General features: G+C 66.5%; 8 protein-coding genes. 4 read left to right on the top strand and 4 right to left on the bottom strand.

Going from position 1 to position 18,008, the window contains the following annotated elements; translation table 11 throughout:
* Window positions 1-31 precede the first annotated feature (31 nt).
* Window positions 32-8,644, top strand: coding sequence for a hemagglutinin repeat-containing protein (locus I6I07_RS24950; protein ID WP_198484149.1), 8,613 nt, complete (start codon window positions 32-34; stop codon window positions 8,642-8,644).
* 631 nt (window positions 8,645-9,275) lie between these two features.
* Here I6I07_RS24950 and I6I07_RS24945 read toward each other — a convergent pair.
* The 3 genes from I6I07_RS24945 to I6I07_RS24935 form a co-directional block, all read right to left on the bottom strand.
* Complete coding sequence (locus I6I07_RS24945) at window positions 9,276-9,875, bottom strand: C40 family peptidase (protein WP_198484148.1); 600 nt, start codon at window positions 9,873-9,875, stop codon at window positions 9,276-9,278.
* A 212-nt stretch (window positions 9,876-10,087) separates the two neighbouring features.
* Window positions 10,088-12,175: a TonB-dependent receptor gene (locus I6I07_RS24940; RefSeq protein ID WP_198484147.1), complete on the bottom strand. Its 2,088-nt coding sequence runs from the start codon at window positions 12,173-12,175 to the stop codon at window positions 10,088-10,090.
* A 60-nt stretch (window positions 12,176-12,235) separates the two neighbouring features.
* Window positions 12,236-12,589 carry a hypothetical protein gene (locus I6I07_RS24935; protein WP_198484146.1) on the bottom strand — a complete coding sequence of 118 codons (354 nt, stop codon included), beginning with the start codon at window positions 12,587-12,589 and terminating at the stop codon, window positions 12,236-12,238.
* 235 nt (window positions 12,590-12,824) lie between these two features.
* On the opposite strand from I6I07_RS24935, the gene I6I07_RS24930 reads away from it, so the two are divergent.
* Complete coding sequence (locus I6I07_RS24930; RefSeq protein ID WP_420094522.1) at window positions 12,825-14,324, top strand: AMP nucleosidase; 1,500 nt, start codon at window positions 12,825-12,827, stop codon at window positions 14,322-14,324.
* Between the two features lie 166 nt (window positions 14,325-14,490).
* Window positions 14,491-16,071, top strand: coding sequence for an amino acid permease (locus I6I07_RS24925; protein ID WP_198487664.1), 1,581 nt, complete (start codon window positions 14,491-14,493; stop codon window positions 16,069-16,071).
* Between the two features lie 78 nt (window positions 16,072-16,149).
* On the opposite strand, the gene I6I07_RS24920 is transcribed toward I6I07_RS24925, so the two are convergent.
* Entirely contained in the window at window positions 16,150-17,079 is a 930-nt protein-coding gene (locus I6I07_RS24920) for a YicC/YloC family endoribonuclease (RefSeq protein WP_006394772.1), read from the bottom strand.
* 179 nt (window positions 17,080-17,258) lie between these two features.
* Between I6I07_RS24920 and rph the strand changes: the two genes are divergently transcribed.
* Window positions 17,259-17,993: a ribonuclease PH gene (gene rph, locus I6I07_RS24915; RefSeq protein ID WP_198484145.1), complete on the top strand. Its 735-nt coding sequence runs from the start codon at window positions 17,259-17,261 to the stop codon at window positions 17,991-17,993.
* Window positions 17,994-18,008 lie beyond the last annotated feature (15 nt).

Below are 18,008 nucleotides of genomic sequence, written 5' to 3'. Positions count from 1 at the left end.
GGATTGCGCGTAAGCAAAGGAAATCGATGGCATGAACAGGAACCTCCACCGCATTGTTTTCAACCGGGCTCTGGGCCTGTTCCAGGTCGTCACGGAAATTGCCCGGCGTGACGGACCGGGTCAAGGCGCGGGTGGAGGCGCCGTCGGCAGCCGTTTCTTTGCCACATTCAGACCGCTGGGCCTTGCCTTGGCTTTCGCTCTCGGGCAGGCGGCCATCATTACATCGACGAATGCACAGGTCATGGCCGACCCTGGCGCTCCCGGCAATCAGCGGCCGACGGTGCTGGAAGCGGCTAACGGCGTCCCGTTGGTGAATATTCAGACCCCGAGTGCAGCCGGCGTTTCACGCAATACCTACAGTCAGTTCGATGTCGGGCAGCAGGGCGCCATCCTCAACAATTCCCGCAGGGACACGCAAACGCAGCTCGGCGGCTGGGTTCAGGGCAACCCGTGGCTGGCGCGCGGCACGGCCCGTGTCATCCTCAATGAAGTCAACTCCAGTGACCCGAGCCGGCTCGATGGCTATGTCGAGGTCGCGGGCGATCGGGCGCAGCTTGTCGTCGCCAACCCGGCAGGCATTTCCTGCGATGGCTGCGGCTTCATCAACGCGGACCGCGCCATCCTCACCACCGGCCGGCCGGTCATCACTGGGGGCGCGCTGGAGAGCTATCGGGTCAAGGGCGGCACCATCCGTGTCGATGGCCAGGGCATGGATGCCAGTGCCACGAACTACACGGATCTGATTGCCCGCTCCGTGCAAGCCAACGCCGGGATCTGGGCGCGGCAGCTTCAGATCACCACCGGGAGCAATGACGTCAGCGCCGACCATGCGAAGGTACGGAAGGCCGCCGCCAGTGGTGATGCGCCAGCCTTCGCGCTGGATGTAGGCGCGCTCGGCGGCATGTACAGCCAGAAGATCGTGCTGGTGGGAACCGAGCATGGCGTCGGGGTGCGCAACGCCGGCACGATGGGCGCTCAGGCCGGGCAACTGGTGCTCACCGCCGACGGACGTCTGGAAAACCTCGGAACGATGCAGGCCGGCACTGACGCTCGCATAGACGCGAGCGGCGGCCTTGCCAATGCCGGCACGCTCAGTGCCGGCCGCGAACTGGTGATCAACACCCAGAAGGATATCGACAACCGCAAGGGGACGCTCAATGCGGGGCGTATCGAAGCGATTGCGCAGTCCCTGAAGAACCGTGACGGGGTCATCGGACAGACCGGTTTGCAGGACTTGGCACTTCAGACGGGTCACATCAGTAACCGCGATGGCGGTCGTATCGGTCTCGCCGAGCCACGGACGGATACGGCTTCGGGCGTTGGTGACGTGCCGAAAGCGGGGGCGAGTGGCGGAACTGACAGCGCTGTTGGGAACTCGCCGCATGGCGGGAACGCTGGCGACGATGGCACTCAGCCGGACGCCGGCATTGCATCGTTGCCCAAGGGGGCACTCAACATCGCCGCCACGATTGACAACGACGGTGGCCGCATCCTGGCTGGCGGGCACATCGACCTGAGCGCAAGCGACGGTCTCGACAATGACGGTGGACATCTGGGGGCGCGTCATTTTGAAGTGAGCGGTGGCGACCTCGGCAACCACAATGGAGAAATCAGGATTGCTGCCGACGCCCGGATGACCACGGGGTTGCTCAACAACGATGAAGGTCTGATGCAACTGAACGGTCCTGTCATCCTGAGCGCGCAGGAATTCTCCAACCGTGCCGGCGCTTTCCTGCACAGCGACAATTCCCATACCCATATCAGGATCAAGGGACGGCTCGACAACCGCGACGGTACGCTGGCCAGCAACGCCAGCCACATTGTCATTGAAGGGCAGTTTGATAACCGTCGCGGCAATGTCATCACATCGGGTGATGCCACGTTACAGGCCGCCGACCTGCTGGGGGCCGGCGGGAGCATCGTCAGCAGTGGTGCGCTCGATATCCGTGGCGATAGCACCGACCTCAGCGGCGGCAACACCTCCGGCGAGCGTATTCGTATCAATACCGGTCGCCTGCTCAATGTCGGCGGCAAACTCATCGCCACCGGCGAGGACCTGCTTACGATCCGGGCTAGGGAGCGCGTGGACAATTCCGCGGGAATCATCGCCGGTAATGGCGCACTCGATTTCCAGGCCGGCTCGCTGGTTAACCGCGATGGCATCGTGCAGACGGCGGGCACGGCGGACACCCGCATCGACGTGGCGGGCTTTCTGGACAATGCCGGCGGCACGCTGGGCACGGCCGGAGCCACCACCGTGCGGGCGGGAGGGCTGCTCAACCAGCGCGGCACGGTACAGAGTGCCAGCGACGGGGGCCTGGACGTCGACGTCGCCGGCAACCTTGATAACCATGACGGCGGCCTCATAGCCAGCGTTGGCAAGGTCGACGTGCGAGGCGGCTCGCTGGACAACCGCGATGGCGCGCGGATTTTCTCCACCGAAGGCAGGCTGGGCGTGGACACTCGCGGCCGCACCGAGAATGCTGGCGGCACCCTGCAGGGTGCGGGTGATGTCAGCCTGGCCAATGGTGGACTTGGCAATGCCGGTGGCACGGTATTCGGCGCCAGCGTCGCGGTTGATACGCGTCTGGCCTCGCTCGACAACGCCGGCGGCACCATCGCCAGCACCGGCGGTTTGCTCAACATCGACAGCGGTGCGCTGAACAATGCCCGCGGTCTGCTGCAGTCCCGGCAGGGGATGCGCGTGGACACGCATGGCCAGGCACTGACCAATATCGATGCCGGCAGCACTGGCGGCATCCTCAGCGGCGACACGCTGGCTCTGAACAGCGGCGACCTGAATAATCGCGACGGCGTCGTGCATAGCCAGGGAGATCTGATTGCCCATACCGGCGACATCGACAACGCTGCCGGGCAACTGGGAGGCAGCGCTGATGCCGATATCGGCGCAACGTTGATCGGTAACGCTGGCGGCAGGGTTCAGGCGGGCAATGACCTGAAGGCCTTCCTCTCCGGGGTCGCAAACAACAATGGCGGCCTGACGGTCGCGGGTAATGGCCTGACTCTTAACGCCGCGCGGATCCTCAACCGCGACACGCAAAGCGTGCACGCCAGTCAGCCGCTCGGCTTGCAGGGCGCCAGCGTGGCGCTCGCAGCCAGCCACATTGACAACACCGCCGGCACCATCGCAGCCGACGGCCGTATCGGTATCCGTGGCCCGGACGCGGCAGATCAGCTCGATAACACGCGCGGCAGTATCTCTTCGGGCGGCAGCATCGACATCGCCGTCAGCCGTGTCCTGAATCCGCTCGGCACGCTGATTGCCGGCCAATTACTCAACGTGACCGCCGACAGCCTGGGCGGTGACGGCAGCCTGTTGTCCAGGGGGGATTTGCGCCTGAGCCTGCGGCAGGACTTCACCAACCTCAGGGAAATCACCGCCAACGGCCGCGCCGGTATCGGCACCGCGGGCCTGTTGACCAACCACGGCATATTGCAGGCAGGCGACCTGGACGTACAGGGCGCCGACGTCAACAACAGCGTCACCGGTGAGATGCATGGCGTACGCACCACCGTCGCCGCCCGCAACGCCCTGACCAACCGTGGACTTATCGACGGCAGCCAGACACGCATTGACGCTGGCGCCCTGGATAACGTGGGCAGCGGTCGGCTCTATGGCGATCATCTTGCCATCCGGGCCGGTACCGTCAACAACCGCGAGGAAGGGGGGCTCGCCGCCGTCCTCGCGGCGCGTCAGCGTCTGGATATCGGCGCCCGCTTAATCAACAACCGGGAGAAGGCGCTGATTTTCAGCGCGGGCGGCGGCAGTGATGCGCTGAACATCGGCGGCACGCTGGACGCCAACGACCAGGCCGCCGCAAGCGCCGATCTCATCCTCAACGACAGCGCCACCATCGAGTCACTGGGCGGCCTGACCGTCGACAGCGCCCGTTTGCTCAATCGCAATCTGCATTTCCGTACCGAACTGGCGCAAATCAGCGGCCCGACCAGGTACCTGTATATCCAACCTGAAGGCAATCCTGAAAAACACGATGCCGGCGAGTACCGCTGGGAAGGCTGGAGCCGCGCCGGGCGTTATCGGCACAAACAAACTGGTGCGAAGATTCATGACTGGACCCAATACGACGTCATCCGAACTGAGTACCAAACGCAGGTGGTCGAAAGCGCGCCGGCGCTCATCCGCGCGGGCGGCAATATGACCTTGCGTGGCGATGAACTGGTCAACGACAAGAGCCGGATCATCGCTGGCGGCGTCCTGCAGGGCGACCTGACCCGGATCGACAACGTGGCTGCCCCGGGCGAGCACCGGATCCGTCAGAGCGGAACCAGCCAGTACACCTACTCAAAATGGCGTGGTGGCGCGAAACGTTATCACCAGCGCAAATGGGACGGGAAGATTGCCTACGCCCCGGACGACATCGTGAACACGATCGACCTCGATGTTTCCAGCGTCGTGCAGAATGCCGCTGGCATAGGCAGCGGCTTCGCGGTGACTGAACGCCAGGAGCATCAGGTCGGCGCCATCGTGGGCGACGGCGTCCGCGCCAACGGCAGTTCTGACCCAAAGCGGATAACGGAAGTCCTGGCGGACGTAAACCGCGTCGACAGTCCGGGGGGCGGCACGGGGGCACACGTTAATGACGGTAGCGGTCCCGTTCGGATCCCGGGACAGGAGGCGGCGGGCGGCAACGGCGAGGCGCCGGTGATCATTCGCACCGTTCAGGTGGACGCGAACACGCCCGCCAACAGCCTGTTTCGTGTTGCCCCGAATGCCAGTGGTTACCTGGTCGAGACCGACCCGCGTTTCGCCGACTACCGCAACTGGCTCAGTTCAGACTACATGCTGTCCCAGCTTGGCCATGACCCGGCCACCGTGCACAAGCGACTGGGCGACGGTTTCTACGAACAGAACCTGGTTCGCGACCAGATAGGCCAGTTGACTGGCCGCCGATTCCTCGACAGCTACGCCAGTGACGAAGCGCAGTACCAGGCCTTGTTGGACGCAGGCGTCACCTATGCGAAAGAATGGAATCTGCGTCCTGGCGTGGCACTCAGTGCCAGGCAGGTGGCCCAGCTCACCAGCGACATCGTCTGGCTGGTCGAACGCGACGTGACGCTGGCCGACGGCAGTATCACGCGCGCCCTGGTGCCGCAAGTGTACGTCCGCGTAAGGCCAGGCGACATTGACGGCAACGGTGCCCTGTTGGCCGCCAGCGCCATCGACTTCAACCTGAAAGGCGATCTTGTCAATTCCGGCACCATTGCAGGACGCGCAGTGGTCAGTCTTGCCGGCGAGAACCTGCGTAATCTTGGCGGGCGCATCGCTGGCGATGCCATGGCGCTTGACGCCCGGACCGATATCGACAACATCGGCGGAACCCTGAGCGGGGGTAGCGCACTACAGCTCACGGCAGGACGCGACCTCAATGTCGCCAGTACCACCCACAGCGGCGCCAGGCGGGCCGGACGCAGCGATTTCAGCCGAACCAGCCTGGACCGCGTGGCGGGCCTCTACGTCACCAGCCCGGGCGGCATTCTGCTCGCCTCGGCGGGCCGCGACGCCAGCCTGATTGCGGCCCGGGTCATCCATAGCGGCAAGGATGGCCAGACGGCTGTCGTCGCCGGCCGCGACCTGACGCTGGGCACGGTCAGGATCGCCGAACAGGAAAACAACGTCGGCAACGCCCAAAACTATCTCAAACAAGGCTACGCGCAAGATGTGGGCAGCCAGATCAGCACGGCAGGCGACCTGCGCCTGCAAGCCGGGCGCGATCTGAACGCCACCGCCGCCAGTGTCACCAGCGAGCAGGGCGTCCTGGCTGTCGTGGCGCAGGGGGACGTGAACATCCTGGCTGGCGAAGCGAGCAGCAACTGGGCCGAAGCCCACCAGCACAAGTCCAGGAGCCTGCTGGGCTCCAGCAAAAAGACCACCCGCGACAGCCGGGAAGATAGCCGGGCGATTGCCAGCACCTTCAGCGGCGACACCGTCGCGGTGCGCGGTCAGGATGTCACCGTCACCGGCAGCAACGTCGTCTCCGATGCCGGCACGACTATTGTGGCCAATAACAACCTGACCCTCCAGGCCGCCACCGAAACCAGCACGGAAAGCCATTTCAAGGAAACCCGGAAAAGTGGCTTCCTCTACACCGGGGGGCTCGCCTTCACCATCGGCAGCCAGATGCAAAGCGGCGACCGCCGGGGCGTCACTACCCGTGCTGCCGCCTCGACCGTGGGTTCCACGGAGGGCGACGTCACCCTGGTGGCGGGTGATCGCTATCAGCAGATCGGCAGCCATGTACTGGCGCCGCAAGGCGATATCGACATCCGCGCCCAAAAGGTGGATATCGTCGACGCGCGGGAAACCGGCAGAAGCGTGGAACAAAGCAAGTTCCGCCAGTCCGGACTGACCGTGGCGTTGACGGCTCCGGTGCTTGCGGCCATCGAGACCGCAGGGCAGATGAAGCGCGCTGTCGGCCAGACGACTGACGGACGCATGCGGGCGCTGGCAGGCGCAGCCACGGGGCTGGCAGCCAAGAACGCCTACGATGCCGTCCAGGCCGACCCGCAGGCGGCCGGCGGCGTCAATGTTTCCATCACCGTGGGTGCCAGCAAAAGCGACAGCAAATCCACCACCGCCACCGATACGGCTGCCGGTTCAAGCGTGGCCGCGGGCAGCGATGTGCGCATCCGTGCCGCCGGCAGTCGGGATTCAGACCTGACCGTGCGCGGCAGCGACATCAGCGCGGGTGGCGACGCCATACTGAAGGCCGATGGCGGCATCAACCTGCTGGCGGCTGGAAACACCGTCGAAACCGACCGCAAGAACAGCAGCGCCAGCGCGGGCGTGGGCGCGGCGATTTCCGTGGGCCAAGGCGGCCCGGCGTTCGGCGTGACCGCCAATGCGAGCGGGGCCGGAGGCAACGGCGAAGGCAAAGACGTGACCTGGACCCACAGCCATGTCACCGCCGGCGAGCGTCTGACCCTGGAATCCGGCGGCGACACCCGCCTGCGCGGCGCGGTGGCCAGCGGCAAGCAGGTGGTGGCCGACGCGGGCGGCAACCTCAGCATCGAGAGCCTGCAAGACACCAGTACCTTCAAAAGCAGGGACACCCAGATCGGCGGCAGCGTGACGGCGGGGACGGGGTTCGCCGCCAGCGGCAGCTACGCCAACAACAAGGTGGATGGCGATTTCGCCAGCGTCATGGAGCAATCGCGCCTTGAAGCCGGCGATGACGGCTTCAAGATCAGGGTCCAGGACAACACCGACCTCAAGGGCGCGGCCATCGCCTCGTCCGAAGAGGCGGTGAAGCGGGGTTTGAATAGCGTGATGACAGGCAGCTTGACCGTCAGCGACATCGAGAACCACAGCCGGTACAAGGCGACGGGGGTGAGCCTGTCGGGAGGCTTCAGCGTTGCCGGTGACGACAAGCCGTCAGGCGGCAAGAAAGAAGGCGACGACGGCAGCGCCAGGAAGGCTGATGAGTCCTCGGCCAGCAATGTCGCTGGCAAAGGTGATACATGGTCGGCGCACAACTTCGGCAACAGCGTCAGCGCCGGTGCGCCGGGCATGAGCGCGCGCAAGGGCAGCGAGAACAGCGTGACGCACAGCGGTATCAGCGGCGCGGCCGTGACCATCGCCGATGCCAACGCCCAGCGGGAACGCACCGGCAAGACCGCCGATCAGGTGCTGGCCATGCTGGATCGAAGCGTGCTGGCGGGCGATGGCGCCGGCGGCCTGACGAAAAAATGGGATGGCGACAAGCTGCGCCGGCAAGTGCAGGCCGAAGCGGAAATCGTCGCGGCGTTCGGCCAGCAGGCCGGCGCCGCCATCGAACGCCACGCGGCACAGAAACGCGCGGAATTGCGCCAGCAGATCAAGGCCACGCAAGACCCGGAAAAGATCGAGGCGCTGCAGGCACAGATCAACGAGATCAATACCCAGGAACGGCTGCTGAACGTGGCGGTGGGCGCGCTGAGCGGCTCAGGCGGCGTGGCGGCGCTGCAGGCGGGTTTGTCGGAGGCGGCCGACCGCATGCGGCGGTACACGATCGCGGATTCTGAGAAGTTCGCGGGGATTACCGATGGCGAGACGACGCTGGATAACAAGAGTGGGGAAAGCGCGGGTATTCGGGGCGATGGATTTAAGACGGCGGGGACGCGGGTGGTGTTGGACACGCTATGTGGACCCACGAATGATCAGTGCAAAAGGCAGGTGGATTCCTATGGAAAGAATATCCTGGATGAAAACGGCATTCCGAAACTTGAGTTGGATGGAAATGGGCGCGTCCAGTTTGATCCATCCCAGGTCGGGATGACGATGGCCGCATTTCTCGAATCCGATCCAGGTAAGGAGATGTCCGGCCCCACGGGCGGCAACCAAGGTGGACCTGGAACGCTTCTCGGTTTTGGGTATTCGCCAGGGGGAATTCTTGATCTTGCGCACGAGGCTTATGGCGGCTCGCATGACTTCATCGGCGGCACCCTGAGCGGCTATTACGACAAGCAGGGTAATGCCCGGCGCGGCCTGACGCCTGCGCAGAATTTCATGTACGAAATCTGGACCGATATTGCGCTCGTGCCCGCCACCCCGTTTGCGCTGTCTGAAGCCCTGCCTCCCCAGGCATGGAAAGCGCTGGACATTTTGTTGAGGCTGAAGCGATGAAAACAACAATTAGACTATTTTTTTCATTAGCTTTATTGCTCTTAGTGGCGGGCTGCTGCCTCACGCTTCCGCGATATATGTGCCGATCGCCCCAGGCACAAGCCTGGATTATGTACTTCGTCCTCCCGATGGAGTGGTATTGGCCGCTCAATGGCCAAACAGAGGAAGCACGTTGGGTGGATTGGAAAGAATGCGGTGGAGATAAAGACGGAAGCTTCTATATTAAGGACTATAGCAAGCTTACTGTTCATGACGAACGGTATCGTAGGGAGTCAATGGCATTGCGTGATGAGCTTAAACGCTGCATGCAGAAAAAGGGCTACCAGTTCGTTCCCCCGTGCCACCAACTAGAGAAATGCGGCCCACCTCCTCCTGCGCCAAACGGCAGATCGTGGCCAACATGGGCGTCGGACGTGTGGCCGCCGCAATCGCTGGGGGATCGCCCGCCGCCGCGGCATTTTACCCGCCGCGGCAAGGAACGCCTTGAGTAAGGACGCGTGCCGACAAGGCCGCTGAACAGGTGCCGGTCATGCTGGATCGAAGTGTGCTAGCGGGCGATGGCGCGGGCGGCCTCACGCCCTTGCTGCCCCCTTGGGGCAGCAAGTCCACAGCGCACAGTGTGAGAGCCTATCTACTTCTGCGCCAGCATCTGGCCCTTGGCCGTGTCGATGTAGCTGCGCGCGCCGAGATAGCGCTTGGACCAATAGGGATTCTTCATCTCGTCCACCCGCACCTTGGCGCCGCGGCGCGGGGCGTGCACGAACTTGTCCTGGCCGATGTAGATGCCCACGTGCGAGGTGATGCCGCGGCCGCGGGTGGCGAAGAACACCAGGTCGCCGGGCTTGAGCAGTTTCTTGTTAGACACCGTGTCCCCCTGGGTGCGCTGCTGGCGCGCGGTACGCGGCAGTTCCAGGCCCGCGATCTCGCGGAAGACGTAGAGCACCAGGCCGCTGCAGTCGAAGCCTTCGGCGGCGTCGTCGCCGCCCCAGCTGTAGGGCGTGCCGATGGCGGACAGGCCGGCCTGGACCACGCGTTCGCGCAGGGTGGGCACGGTGGCTTCCTGCGCCAGGCGCAGGCCGGACAGGGTGGCGCGGGCTTGTTCGGTGGGGATGGACGCCTGGGCGGCGCCGGGTAACCAGGAGAACGTCAGGGCCAGCAGGGGGGCGGAGAGGAAAGCGGGAAGGCGGAGCAGGGCGAGGGTGGAGCGTGCTTTTCGCGTAGGCGGCGTCATTACGTCACTTCAAGAATCGGAGTGGGCGGCATGGCTTTGTCGGGTCGGACAAGCCGGCGGAAAGGGGTGCAGGGGAGGCTTGAGCTTCACAAACTGCCATCGCATTGTAATGGAATAAAGTTTCATTACATTTGTAGTGCAATGCAGCATCCTGGCGGCGCGCCCGTTACCTCGACCAGTGGGAAAAAGGTAACGGGCGCCGCGCCTGGCGACTAGAAACTGCCGCGCAGGCCGACCATCACGGCGCGGCCGCCCTCGGGGGCGACGTCGCGCAGCACCGAGGTGGCGTAGCGGATGTCCTGGTTGGTCAGGTTGATGCCGCGCACGTAGGCCTGCCATTGCACCGCGGCGACCTTGAAGCGGTAGCCGGCGTTGGCGTCCAGGCTGTAGTAGCCGGCCGTGGCGGTGTCGTTGTCCGGGCGGCTGTGCTGGGCGAAGGCCTTGGAGACGCTGATGCCGGCGCTATAGGGCCCGTAGCCGTAGTCCAGCGCCACGCGCAGGCGCAGCGGCGGGATGCGCGGCAGCGAGCGGCCGCTGTCGCTGTTGCGGGCCACGGTGTAGTCGCCCGACAGGCCCAGGTCCAGCTTGTGGCCGCCCTGTTGCAGCACGCGCGTGCTGCTTTCCGCCTCGACGCCGTACAGGCGCGCGGACACGCCCTGGTAGCGGGCCTCGGGCAGGGCGCCATCGTCGCCGGCCGCGACCAGATCGCCGTCGTCGTTGCGGAAGCGGCCGGTGTTCATTTCGGCCAGGTAGTTGGAGAAGCGGCTGTAGAACACGCCGACGCTGGCGCTGTCGGCGTCCTTCTTGTAGCGCAGCGACAGGTCGCCGGACCAGGCGCGTTCCTTGGCCAGGCCCTGGTCGCCCACCAGGTATTGGCCGGTGGCGGCGTGCGGGCCGTTGGCGTACAGCTCGTAGAAGGTGGGCGCGCGTTCGGTGTAGGCGGTGTTGGCGGCCACCGACCAGGCGCTGTCCAGTTTGTAGATGCCGCCCAGCGAGAAGCTGCCGGCGGTGAAGGTGCGGCGGTTGGAGCCGTCGAAGCGTTCGTTGCCGCCGCCGCCCGGGGTCAGGCGGGTATGGTCGGCGCGCGCGCCGGCGCTCAGCGTCAGGCGGTCGTTGATCTGCCATTCCTCCAGCGCGAACAGGGCGGCCGAGTCGGTGTCGGTGGTGGGCACCAGCGCTTCCTCGCCCAGCGCCGAGAAGCGCGTCTGGCCCAGTTGCAGGCCGACCACGCCGTGCAGCGGTCCGATGTCGGCGTGGCGCGCCTCGATGCGGGCCTCGTAGCCGCGGTTCTTGAAGATGGTGCCGGTTTCGCCGTCCTCGATTTCCTTGTGCTGGTAGTCGGTGTAGGCGAAGTTCATCTTGACGCTGGTGAACAGGCCGTCCAGGTCGCGCAGCTCGCTGGCGAAGCCGAAGCGTTCCTGGTGCATCTTGATGCGCACGTCCGGCTCGGCCACCGAGCCGTAGTTCGAGTCATAGCCGCTGTAGGACAGGCCGGCGTAGCCGCGGTCGCCGGTCCAGGACATGCCGAGCGCGCCGCCGCTGGCCTGGCCGTCGCTGTTGGGCAGGGTGCCGCGCGGCTGGGCCTGGTCGGGGCCGTCGACCGCGCGCTGCTGCGCGGTGCGGGCGTAGCCGGGAATGCGCAGGTCGCCGGTCTTGCGGCTGAAGGCGTCGGCGTGGATGGCGAAGTTGCCGTCGCCGCCTTCGAGCTGGATCGCGCCGTTGCGGTCATTGTTGGCGCCGCCGTAGCTGCCGGCAACGTCGCCGTGGACGCCGTCGATGGGTTCGGTGGGAATGCGGTTGTCGATGGTGTTGACCACGCCGCCGATGGCGCTGCCGCCATACAGCAGGGCGGCCGGGCCGCGCAGGATCTCGACGCGGTTGGTGGACAGCGGGTCCTGCGGCACCGCGTGGTCGAACGACAGCGACGAAGCGTCGAGCGAGCCGACGCCGTTGTTCAGCAGGCGGATGCGGTCGCCGTCCATGCCGCGGATGATGGGCCGGCCCACCATCGGGCCGTAGGTGGTGGTGGAGACGCCGGGCAGGCCGTTGAGCGTTTCGCCCAGGTTCGAGCCGCGGCGCAGGTCGAGGTCGGCGCCTTGCACCACCGTCGACGGCGAGGCGAGCGCTTCGCTGCCCAGCGGATTGGCGGTGATGACGACGGGCGACAGCGTGGTGGCGTCGGCGGCGGCCTGGGCGCGGGCGGCCTGCGGCAGGGCCAGCAGGCAGGCGAGGGCGAGCGGGCTCAGGGTGAAGGCGCGCAGGGACGAACGCGTCCCCGCGAAGGAAGAAGCAAAAGACATGGTGGCAGTCCTGGATGCCGGCCGATGGACGGCGGCGGTTGAAATCGGGCGCGAGGAGGATCAGGCCGCGGCGGGCGGGGCGCGCGATTGGAACCAGGGACTGGTGACGAGGGTGGCGCCGCGCGGGGAGGGCGGCGGCGGCGTCAGCCGGGGCGGGCTGCCGGCGATGACGGGAAACGAGGCCGGCAGCGTCGCGTCCAGCAGATCCCAGATGTGGCAGAGATCGCAATGGCCGAGCTTGTCGGGGGTATGCGCGGCGTCCTGGCTGGACTCCGGCTCGCCATACAGGTGCGATAGCGCGTGCCGGACACCGCCCAGCGGCGCCAGCAGCAGGCAGGCGCACAGCCACGTCAGCGTCGTCCATCGGGCAAGGCGCTGAGTCGAGGGCGGGCGAGGGCCGTTGGCCGGCGGCATGGTCAGGGCGTGAAAAAAGGAAAAACGGAATGATATATTGTTTCTATCCCAATGACGACCGCGACACGGGAGATTGCGTGCCAGATTCCGCGTCAGACTGCGCGTCGTCAGGCAGGCCAATATGACACTTCATCTGACGACTGGGTCGGGCATAATCGGTGCCATCGGCCCTTTCCGGCTTGATCGCCGACCGCGGCCGCTGAGAACAAGACCATAAGAAAGCGGAGTCCAGCGCATGATGAACGCAGTGCATCCTTTGTCCTCGATGAACCGGCCCGAGGCCATTCCTTTCGAGCCCTACCAAGACGCGGTGGCGGCGGTCGATCGGCTGGCGGAAATCTACGCCCGCAACACGGCATTCCTGCGGGCGGCGTTCCGCGAAGTCCTGAAGGGCTCGTCCAACGGCCGCGAACGGGCCCGGGCCTATTACCCGGCCATCCGCATCCTGGTGGAAACCTACGATCCCATCGATACCCGCCTGTCGTACGGCCACGTGGCCGAACCCGGCATCTACCAGACCACCATCACTCAGCCGGCGCTGTTCCGCGACTACCTGATCGAGCAGGTCGGCCAGCTGCTGCAGAACCACCGCGTGGCGGTGGAGGTCGGCGAATCCGATTCCCCCATCCCGCTGCATTTCGCCTTCCCCGAGGGCGCCTATGTCGAAGGCGAGCACCTGGAGGCGCTCAAGCGCCCGCTGCGCGACCTGTTCGACGTGCCTGATCTGGCGGTGACCGACGACGCCATCGTCAATGGTTCGTGGCGCGGCAAGGAGGGCGAGCCCAAGCCGCTGGCGCCTTTCACCGCGCAGCGAGTGGACTACTCGCTGCACCGGTTGCAGCACTACACCGCGACGGCGCCGGCGCATTTCCAGAATTTCGTGCTGTTCACCAATTACCAGTTCTACGTCGACGAGTTCTGCGCCCGCGCCCGCGCGCTGATGGCCAGCGGCAACGAGGACTACGAAATGCTGGTGGAGCCGGGCAACCGCATCACGCGGCGCGGCGAATCCGGCCCGGCCGACGACGGCCAGGCGCAGCGCCTGCCGCAGATGCCGGCCTATCACCTGGTGCGCGGCGACCATTCGGGCATCACGCTGGTGAACATCGGCGTGGGCCCGTCCAACGCCAAGACCATCACCGACCACATCGCGGTGCTGCGGCCGCACGCCTGGCTGATGCTGGGCCACTGCGCCGGCCTGCGCGATTCGCAGCGACTGGGCGACTACGTGCTGGCCCACGGCTACGTGCGCGAGGACCACGTGCTCGACGCCGACCTGCCCACCTGGGTGCCGGTGCCGGCGCTGGCCGAGGTGCAGGTGGCGCTGGAGCAGGCGGTCGAAGAGGTCGCCGGACTGTCCGGCTGGGACCTCAAGCGCATCATGCGCACCGGCACCGTGGCCACCATCGACAACCGCAACTGGGAATTGCGCGACCACGTCGAGCTGGTCGAGCGGTTCGCGCAGTCGCGCGCCATTGCCCTGGACATGGAATCGGCCACCATCGCCGCCAACGGCTTCCGCTTCCGCGTGCCCTACGGCACGCTGCTGTGCGTGTCCGACAAGCCGCTGCACGGCGAACTCAAGCTGCCGGGCATGGCCAGCGCCTTCTACCGCCGCCAGGTCAACCAGCACCTGGAAATCGGTATCCGCGCGCTGGAGCGCCTGCGCGACATGCCGCCCGAGCGGCTGCATTCGCGCAAGCTGCGCACCTTCATGGAAACCGCGTTCCAATAGCCCCGTAGCCGATATTCCCCTCGCGGGGACGGATCCACGCCTGCCCCCGGCCGTTTCGACGGCCGGGGGCAGTTGCGCTATGCTCGCGCGTTGCGTGGAAATCCCACGGCGCCCGGGGGCACAATCCGCGGGGGCTTTTTTGCTCTGAAGGAACACGACTTTGGCATTGACGGAACAGGACCAGCACCGCGACGGCGGCAAGAAGGGGACGACAGAACCGTCCGAATTGCGCCGCGCCCTGTCGGCGCGCCACCTGACCATGATCGCGGTGGGCGGTTCCATCGGGACGGGCCTGTTCGTCGCCTCCGGCGCCACCATCGCCCAGGCCGGCCCCGGCGGCGCGCTGCTGGGCTACGTGCTGATCGGGGTGATGGTCTACTTCCTGATGACCAGCCTGGGCGAGCTGGCCGCCGCCATGCCGGTGTCCGGGTCGTTCTCGACCTACGGCGCGCGCTACGTCGAAGACGGCTTCGGCTTCGCGCTGGGCTGGAACTATTGGTACAACTGGGCCGTTACCGTGGCGGTGGACCTGGTGGCCGCGCAGCTGGTGATGGCGTACTGGTTCCCGGACGTGCCGGGCGTGTACTGGAGCGCGCTGTTCCTGGCCATCACCTTCGGGCTGAACGCACTGTCGGCGCGCGGCTTCGGCGAGGCCGAATTCTGGTTCGCGCTGATTAAGGTGGTCGCCGTGCTGGCGTTCGTCGCCATGGGCGTGATGATGCTGCTGGGCATCATCCGCGGCGGCGAGGCCGGGGGCGTGGCCAACTGGACGGTGGGGGACGCGCCTTTCGCCGGCGGGTTCGCCGCCCTGATCGGCGTGGCGATGGTGGTGGGCTTTTCGTTCCAGGGCACCGAACTCATCGGCATCGCCGCGGGCGAGTCCAAGGACCCCGCGCGCAACCTGCCGCGCGCCGTGCGCCAGGTGTTCTGGCGCATCCTGCTGTTCTACGTGATGGCGATCCTGGTGATCGGCCTGCTGATTCCCTACACCGACCCGCACCTGCTGCGCAACGACGTCACCGACGTCAGCGTCAGCCCGTTCGCGCTGATCTTCGAGCGCGCCGGGCTGCTGGCGGCGGCCTCGGTCATGAACGCGGTGGTGCTGACCTCGGTGCTGTCGGCCGGCAACTCCGGCATGTACGCGGCCACGCGCATGCTCTACAGCCTGGCGCGCGACGGCAAGGCGCCGCGCATCTTCGGCCGGGTGTCGCGCAATGGCGTGCCGCTGTGGGCGCTGCTGGCCACCACCGTGGTGGCGGCGCTGTGCTTCTTCTCGTTCATCTTCAGCCCCAAGGCGGTCTACATCTGGCTGCTGAACACCTCGGGCATGACCGGCTTCATCGCCTGGCTGGGCATCGCCATCAGCCACTACCGGTTCCGCCGCGGCTACGTCAAGCAGGGCCGCAACCTGGCCGATCTGCCCTATGTGTCGCCGTTCTTCCCGTTCGGTCCGATCTTCGCCTTCGTGCTCTGCCTGATCATCACGCTGGGCCAGAACTACCAGGCCTTCCTGGAGCACCGCATCGACTGGGGCGGCGTCGCGGCCACCTATGTCGGCATTCCGCTGTTCCTGCTGATCTGGCTGGGCTACCGCCTGGCCAAGGGCTCGCGCTTCGTCAGCTACAAGGACATGACCTTCCCGGACGCCCGGGCGCGCAGCGCCTACCTGGATTCGGCCCTGCGCGGCGACCCTGCCACGGTCGGGCCGGAAACGGCCGCCACGGCGCCCGGCAGCGCCGGACGATGAAAAAGGCCGCGGTAGTCCGCGGCTCCAGTGAATCCATCCAAGGCCGTCGCGGCAACGCGGCGGCCTTGTCTTTTGGCGTCACTCGATGTTCTGCGCCTGTTCGCGCATCTGCTCGATCAGCAGCTTCAGGTCCATGGCGGCGCGCGTGACTTCCATGCTGCCGGCCTTGGAGCCCAGCGTGTTGGCCTCGCGGTTCATTTCCTGGAACAGGAAGTCCAGGCGCTTGCCGGCGCTGCCGGCGTTCTTCTTGCCCGCGGCCTTGCCGCCGCCATCGGTCAGCAGGTGGCGCAGTTCCTCCAGGTGCGAGCGCAGGCGCGACAGCTCCTCGGCGACGTCGATGCGCAGCGCGAACAGGTTGGCTTCCTGCGACAGGCGTTCGGACAGCTCGGCGCCGGAGATGTGGGTGAAGCCGCCAGGGAAGGCCGATTCCACGCTTTCACGCAGCTTGGAGGCGAGCTTGTCGCGATGGTCGGCCAGCAGTTGCGGCAGGTGGTTCTGCACCAGCTCGACGATGCCGGCCACGCCATCCGCGCAGTCCCGCATCATGCCGGCCAGGCGCTCGCCTTCGCGGGCGCGGCCATCCTGCAGCTGTGTCAGGGCTTCCTGGGCGGCCTGGAGGCAGGCGGCGCCCCAGACCTGCGGGTCGAGCGCGTCGTTGGCGCGCTGGCCGGGCCAGTTGAACAGTTCCACCAGGCGCGGCGCGGCGATGTCGGGCAGGATGCGGCGCGCGGCCTGCAGTTGCTCCGCCAGGGTTTCGAGCCAGGCCGGTTCCAGCTTGGACAGGTCGGTGCTGACGTTGCGGGTGTAGGACACGCGGATCTCGACCTTGCCGCGCGCCAGTTGCGCCGTCAGCAGTTCGCGCAGCGGCGTCTCGACGTGGCGCAGCTCGTCGGGCAGGCGGAAGTAGAGGTCGAGGAAGCGGCTGTTGACGCTGCGCAGTTCCAGCGCCAGCGTGCCTTGTTCCAGGTCTGCCCGGGCGTTGCCGAAGGCGGTCATGCTGCGAATCATGGTGTCGGTATCCTGTTGCTTGTCTTGGATCGGGCCGCGCCGGTTCCGCCGGTCCGTCGGGCGCGGACGAGGGCGGGTATATGCGACCCGTGTATCGCGGCAGGATACTCCAAACCCGGGCGGGGCAGCGACCGGCAGCCCGTACAATGCCGCCAACCGAATCTGATTGGAGCCTTGCCATGACCTCTGCCACCGCCATTGCCCGCCCGTCGGGCCGCGCCGTCGACGAACTGCGCCCGTTCAGCCTGGAGCGCGGCTTCACGCGCTACGCCGAAGGGTCGGTGCTGGTGAAGGCCGGCAATACCCACGTGCTGTGCACCGCCAGCGTGCTGGAAAAGGTGCCGCCCTTCCTCAAGGGCAAGGGCGAGGGCTGGGTCACGGCCGAATACGGCATGCTGCCGCGCGCCACCCACACCCGCGGCGACCGCGAGGCCGCGCGCGGCAAGCAGAGCGGCCGCACGCAGGAAATCCAGCGCCTGATCGGCCGCAGCCTGCGCGCCGTGTTCGACATGCGGGCGCTGGGCGAGCGCACGCTGCACCTGGATTGCGACGTGCTGCAGGCCGATGGCGGCACGCGTTGCGCCAGCATCACCGGCGCCTGGGTGGCGGCCTCCGACGCGATCGCGCTGCTGATGCAGCGCGGCGACCTGGCCGCCAACCCGATCCGTGACGCCGTCGCGGCGGTGTCGGTCGGGCTGGTGCAGGGCCGTGCGGTGCTGGATCTGGACTACGAGGAAGACTCGGGCTGCGACGCCGACGTCAACGTCATCATGACGGGCGGCGGCGCCTTCGTGGAAGTGCAGGGCACTGGCGAGGGCGCGACCTTCACGCGCGCCGAGCTGGATGCGATGCTGGGCCTGGCCGAAGGCGGCATCGCCGGCCTGGTGCGGGCGCAGCGCGCGGCGCTGGCGTAAGCGGCCGGCGCGGGC

It is taken from the genome of Achromobacter deleyi (assembly GCF_016127315.1).
GTDB lineage: Bacteria > Pseudomonadota > Gammaproteobacteria > Burkholderiales > Burkholderiaceae_B > Achromobacter > Achromobacter insuavis_A.
The sequence above is the reverse complement of the archived record's forward strand: the minus strand, read 5'-3'. Positions and strand labels throughout refer to the sequence as shown.

Bases quoted from the DNA above. Each gene is read 5' to 3' on its own strand.
- I6I07_RS24950 (WP_198484149.1), top strand. From the start codon at position 32: ATGAACAGGAACCTCCACCGCATTGTTTTCAACCGGGCTCTGGGCCTG.
- I6I07_RS24945 (WP_198484148.1), bottom strand. From the start codon at position 9,875: ATGACGCCGCCTACGCGAAAAGCACGCTCCACCCTCGCCCTGCTCCGC.
- I6I07_RS24940 (WP_198484147.1), bottom strand. From the start codon at position 12,175: ATGTCTTTTGCTTCTTCCTTCGCGGGGACGCGTTCGTCCCTGCGCGCC.
- I6I07_RS24935 (WP_198484146.1), bottom strand. From the start codon at position 12,589: ATGCCGCCGGCCAACGGCCCTCGCCCGCCCTCGACTCAGCGCCTTGCC.
- I6I07_RS24930 (WP_420094522.1), top strand. From the start codon at position 12,825: ATGATGAACGCAGTGCATCCTTTGTCCTCGATGAACCGGCCCGAGGCC.
- I6I07_RS24920 (WP_006394772.1), bottom strand. From the start codon at position 17,079: ATGATTCGCAGCATGACCGCCTTCGGCAACGCCCGGGCAGACCTGGAA.
- rph (WP_198484145.1), top strand. From the start codon at position 17,259: ATGACCTCTGCCACCGCCATTGCCCGCCCGTCGGGCCGCGCCGTCGAC.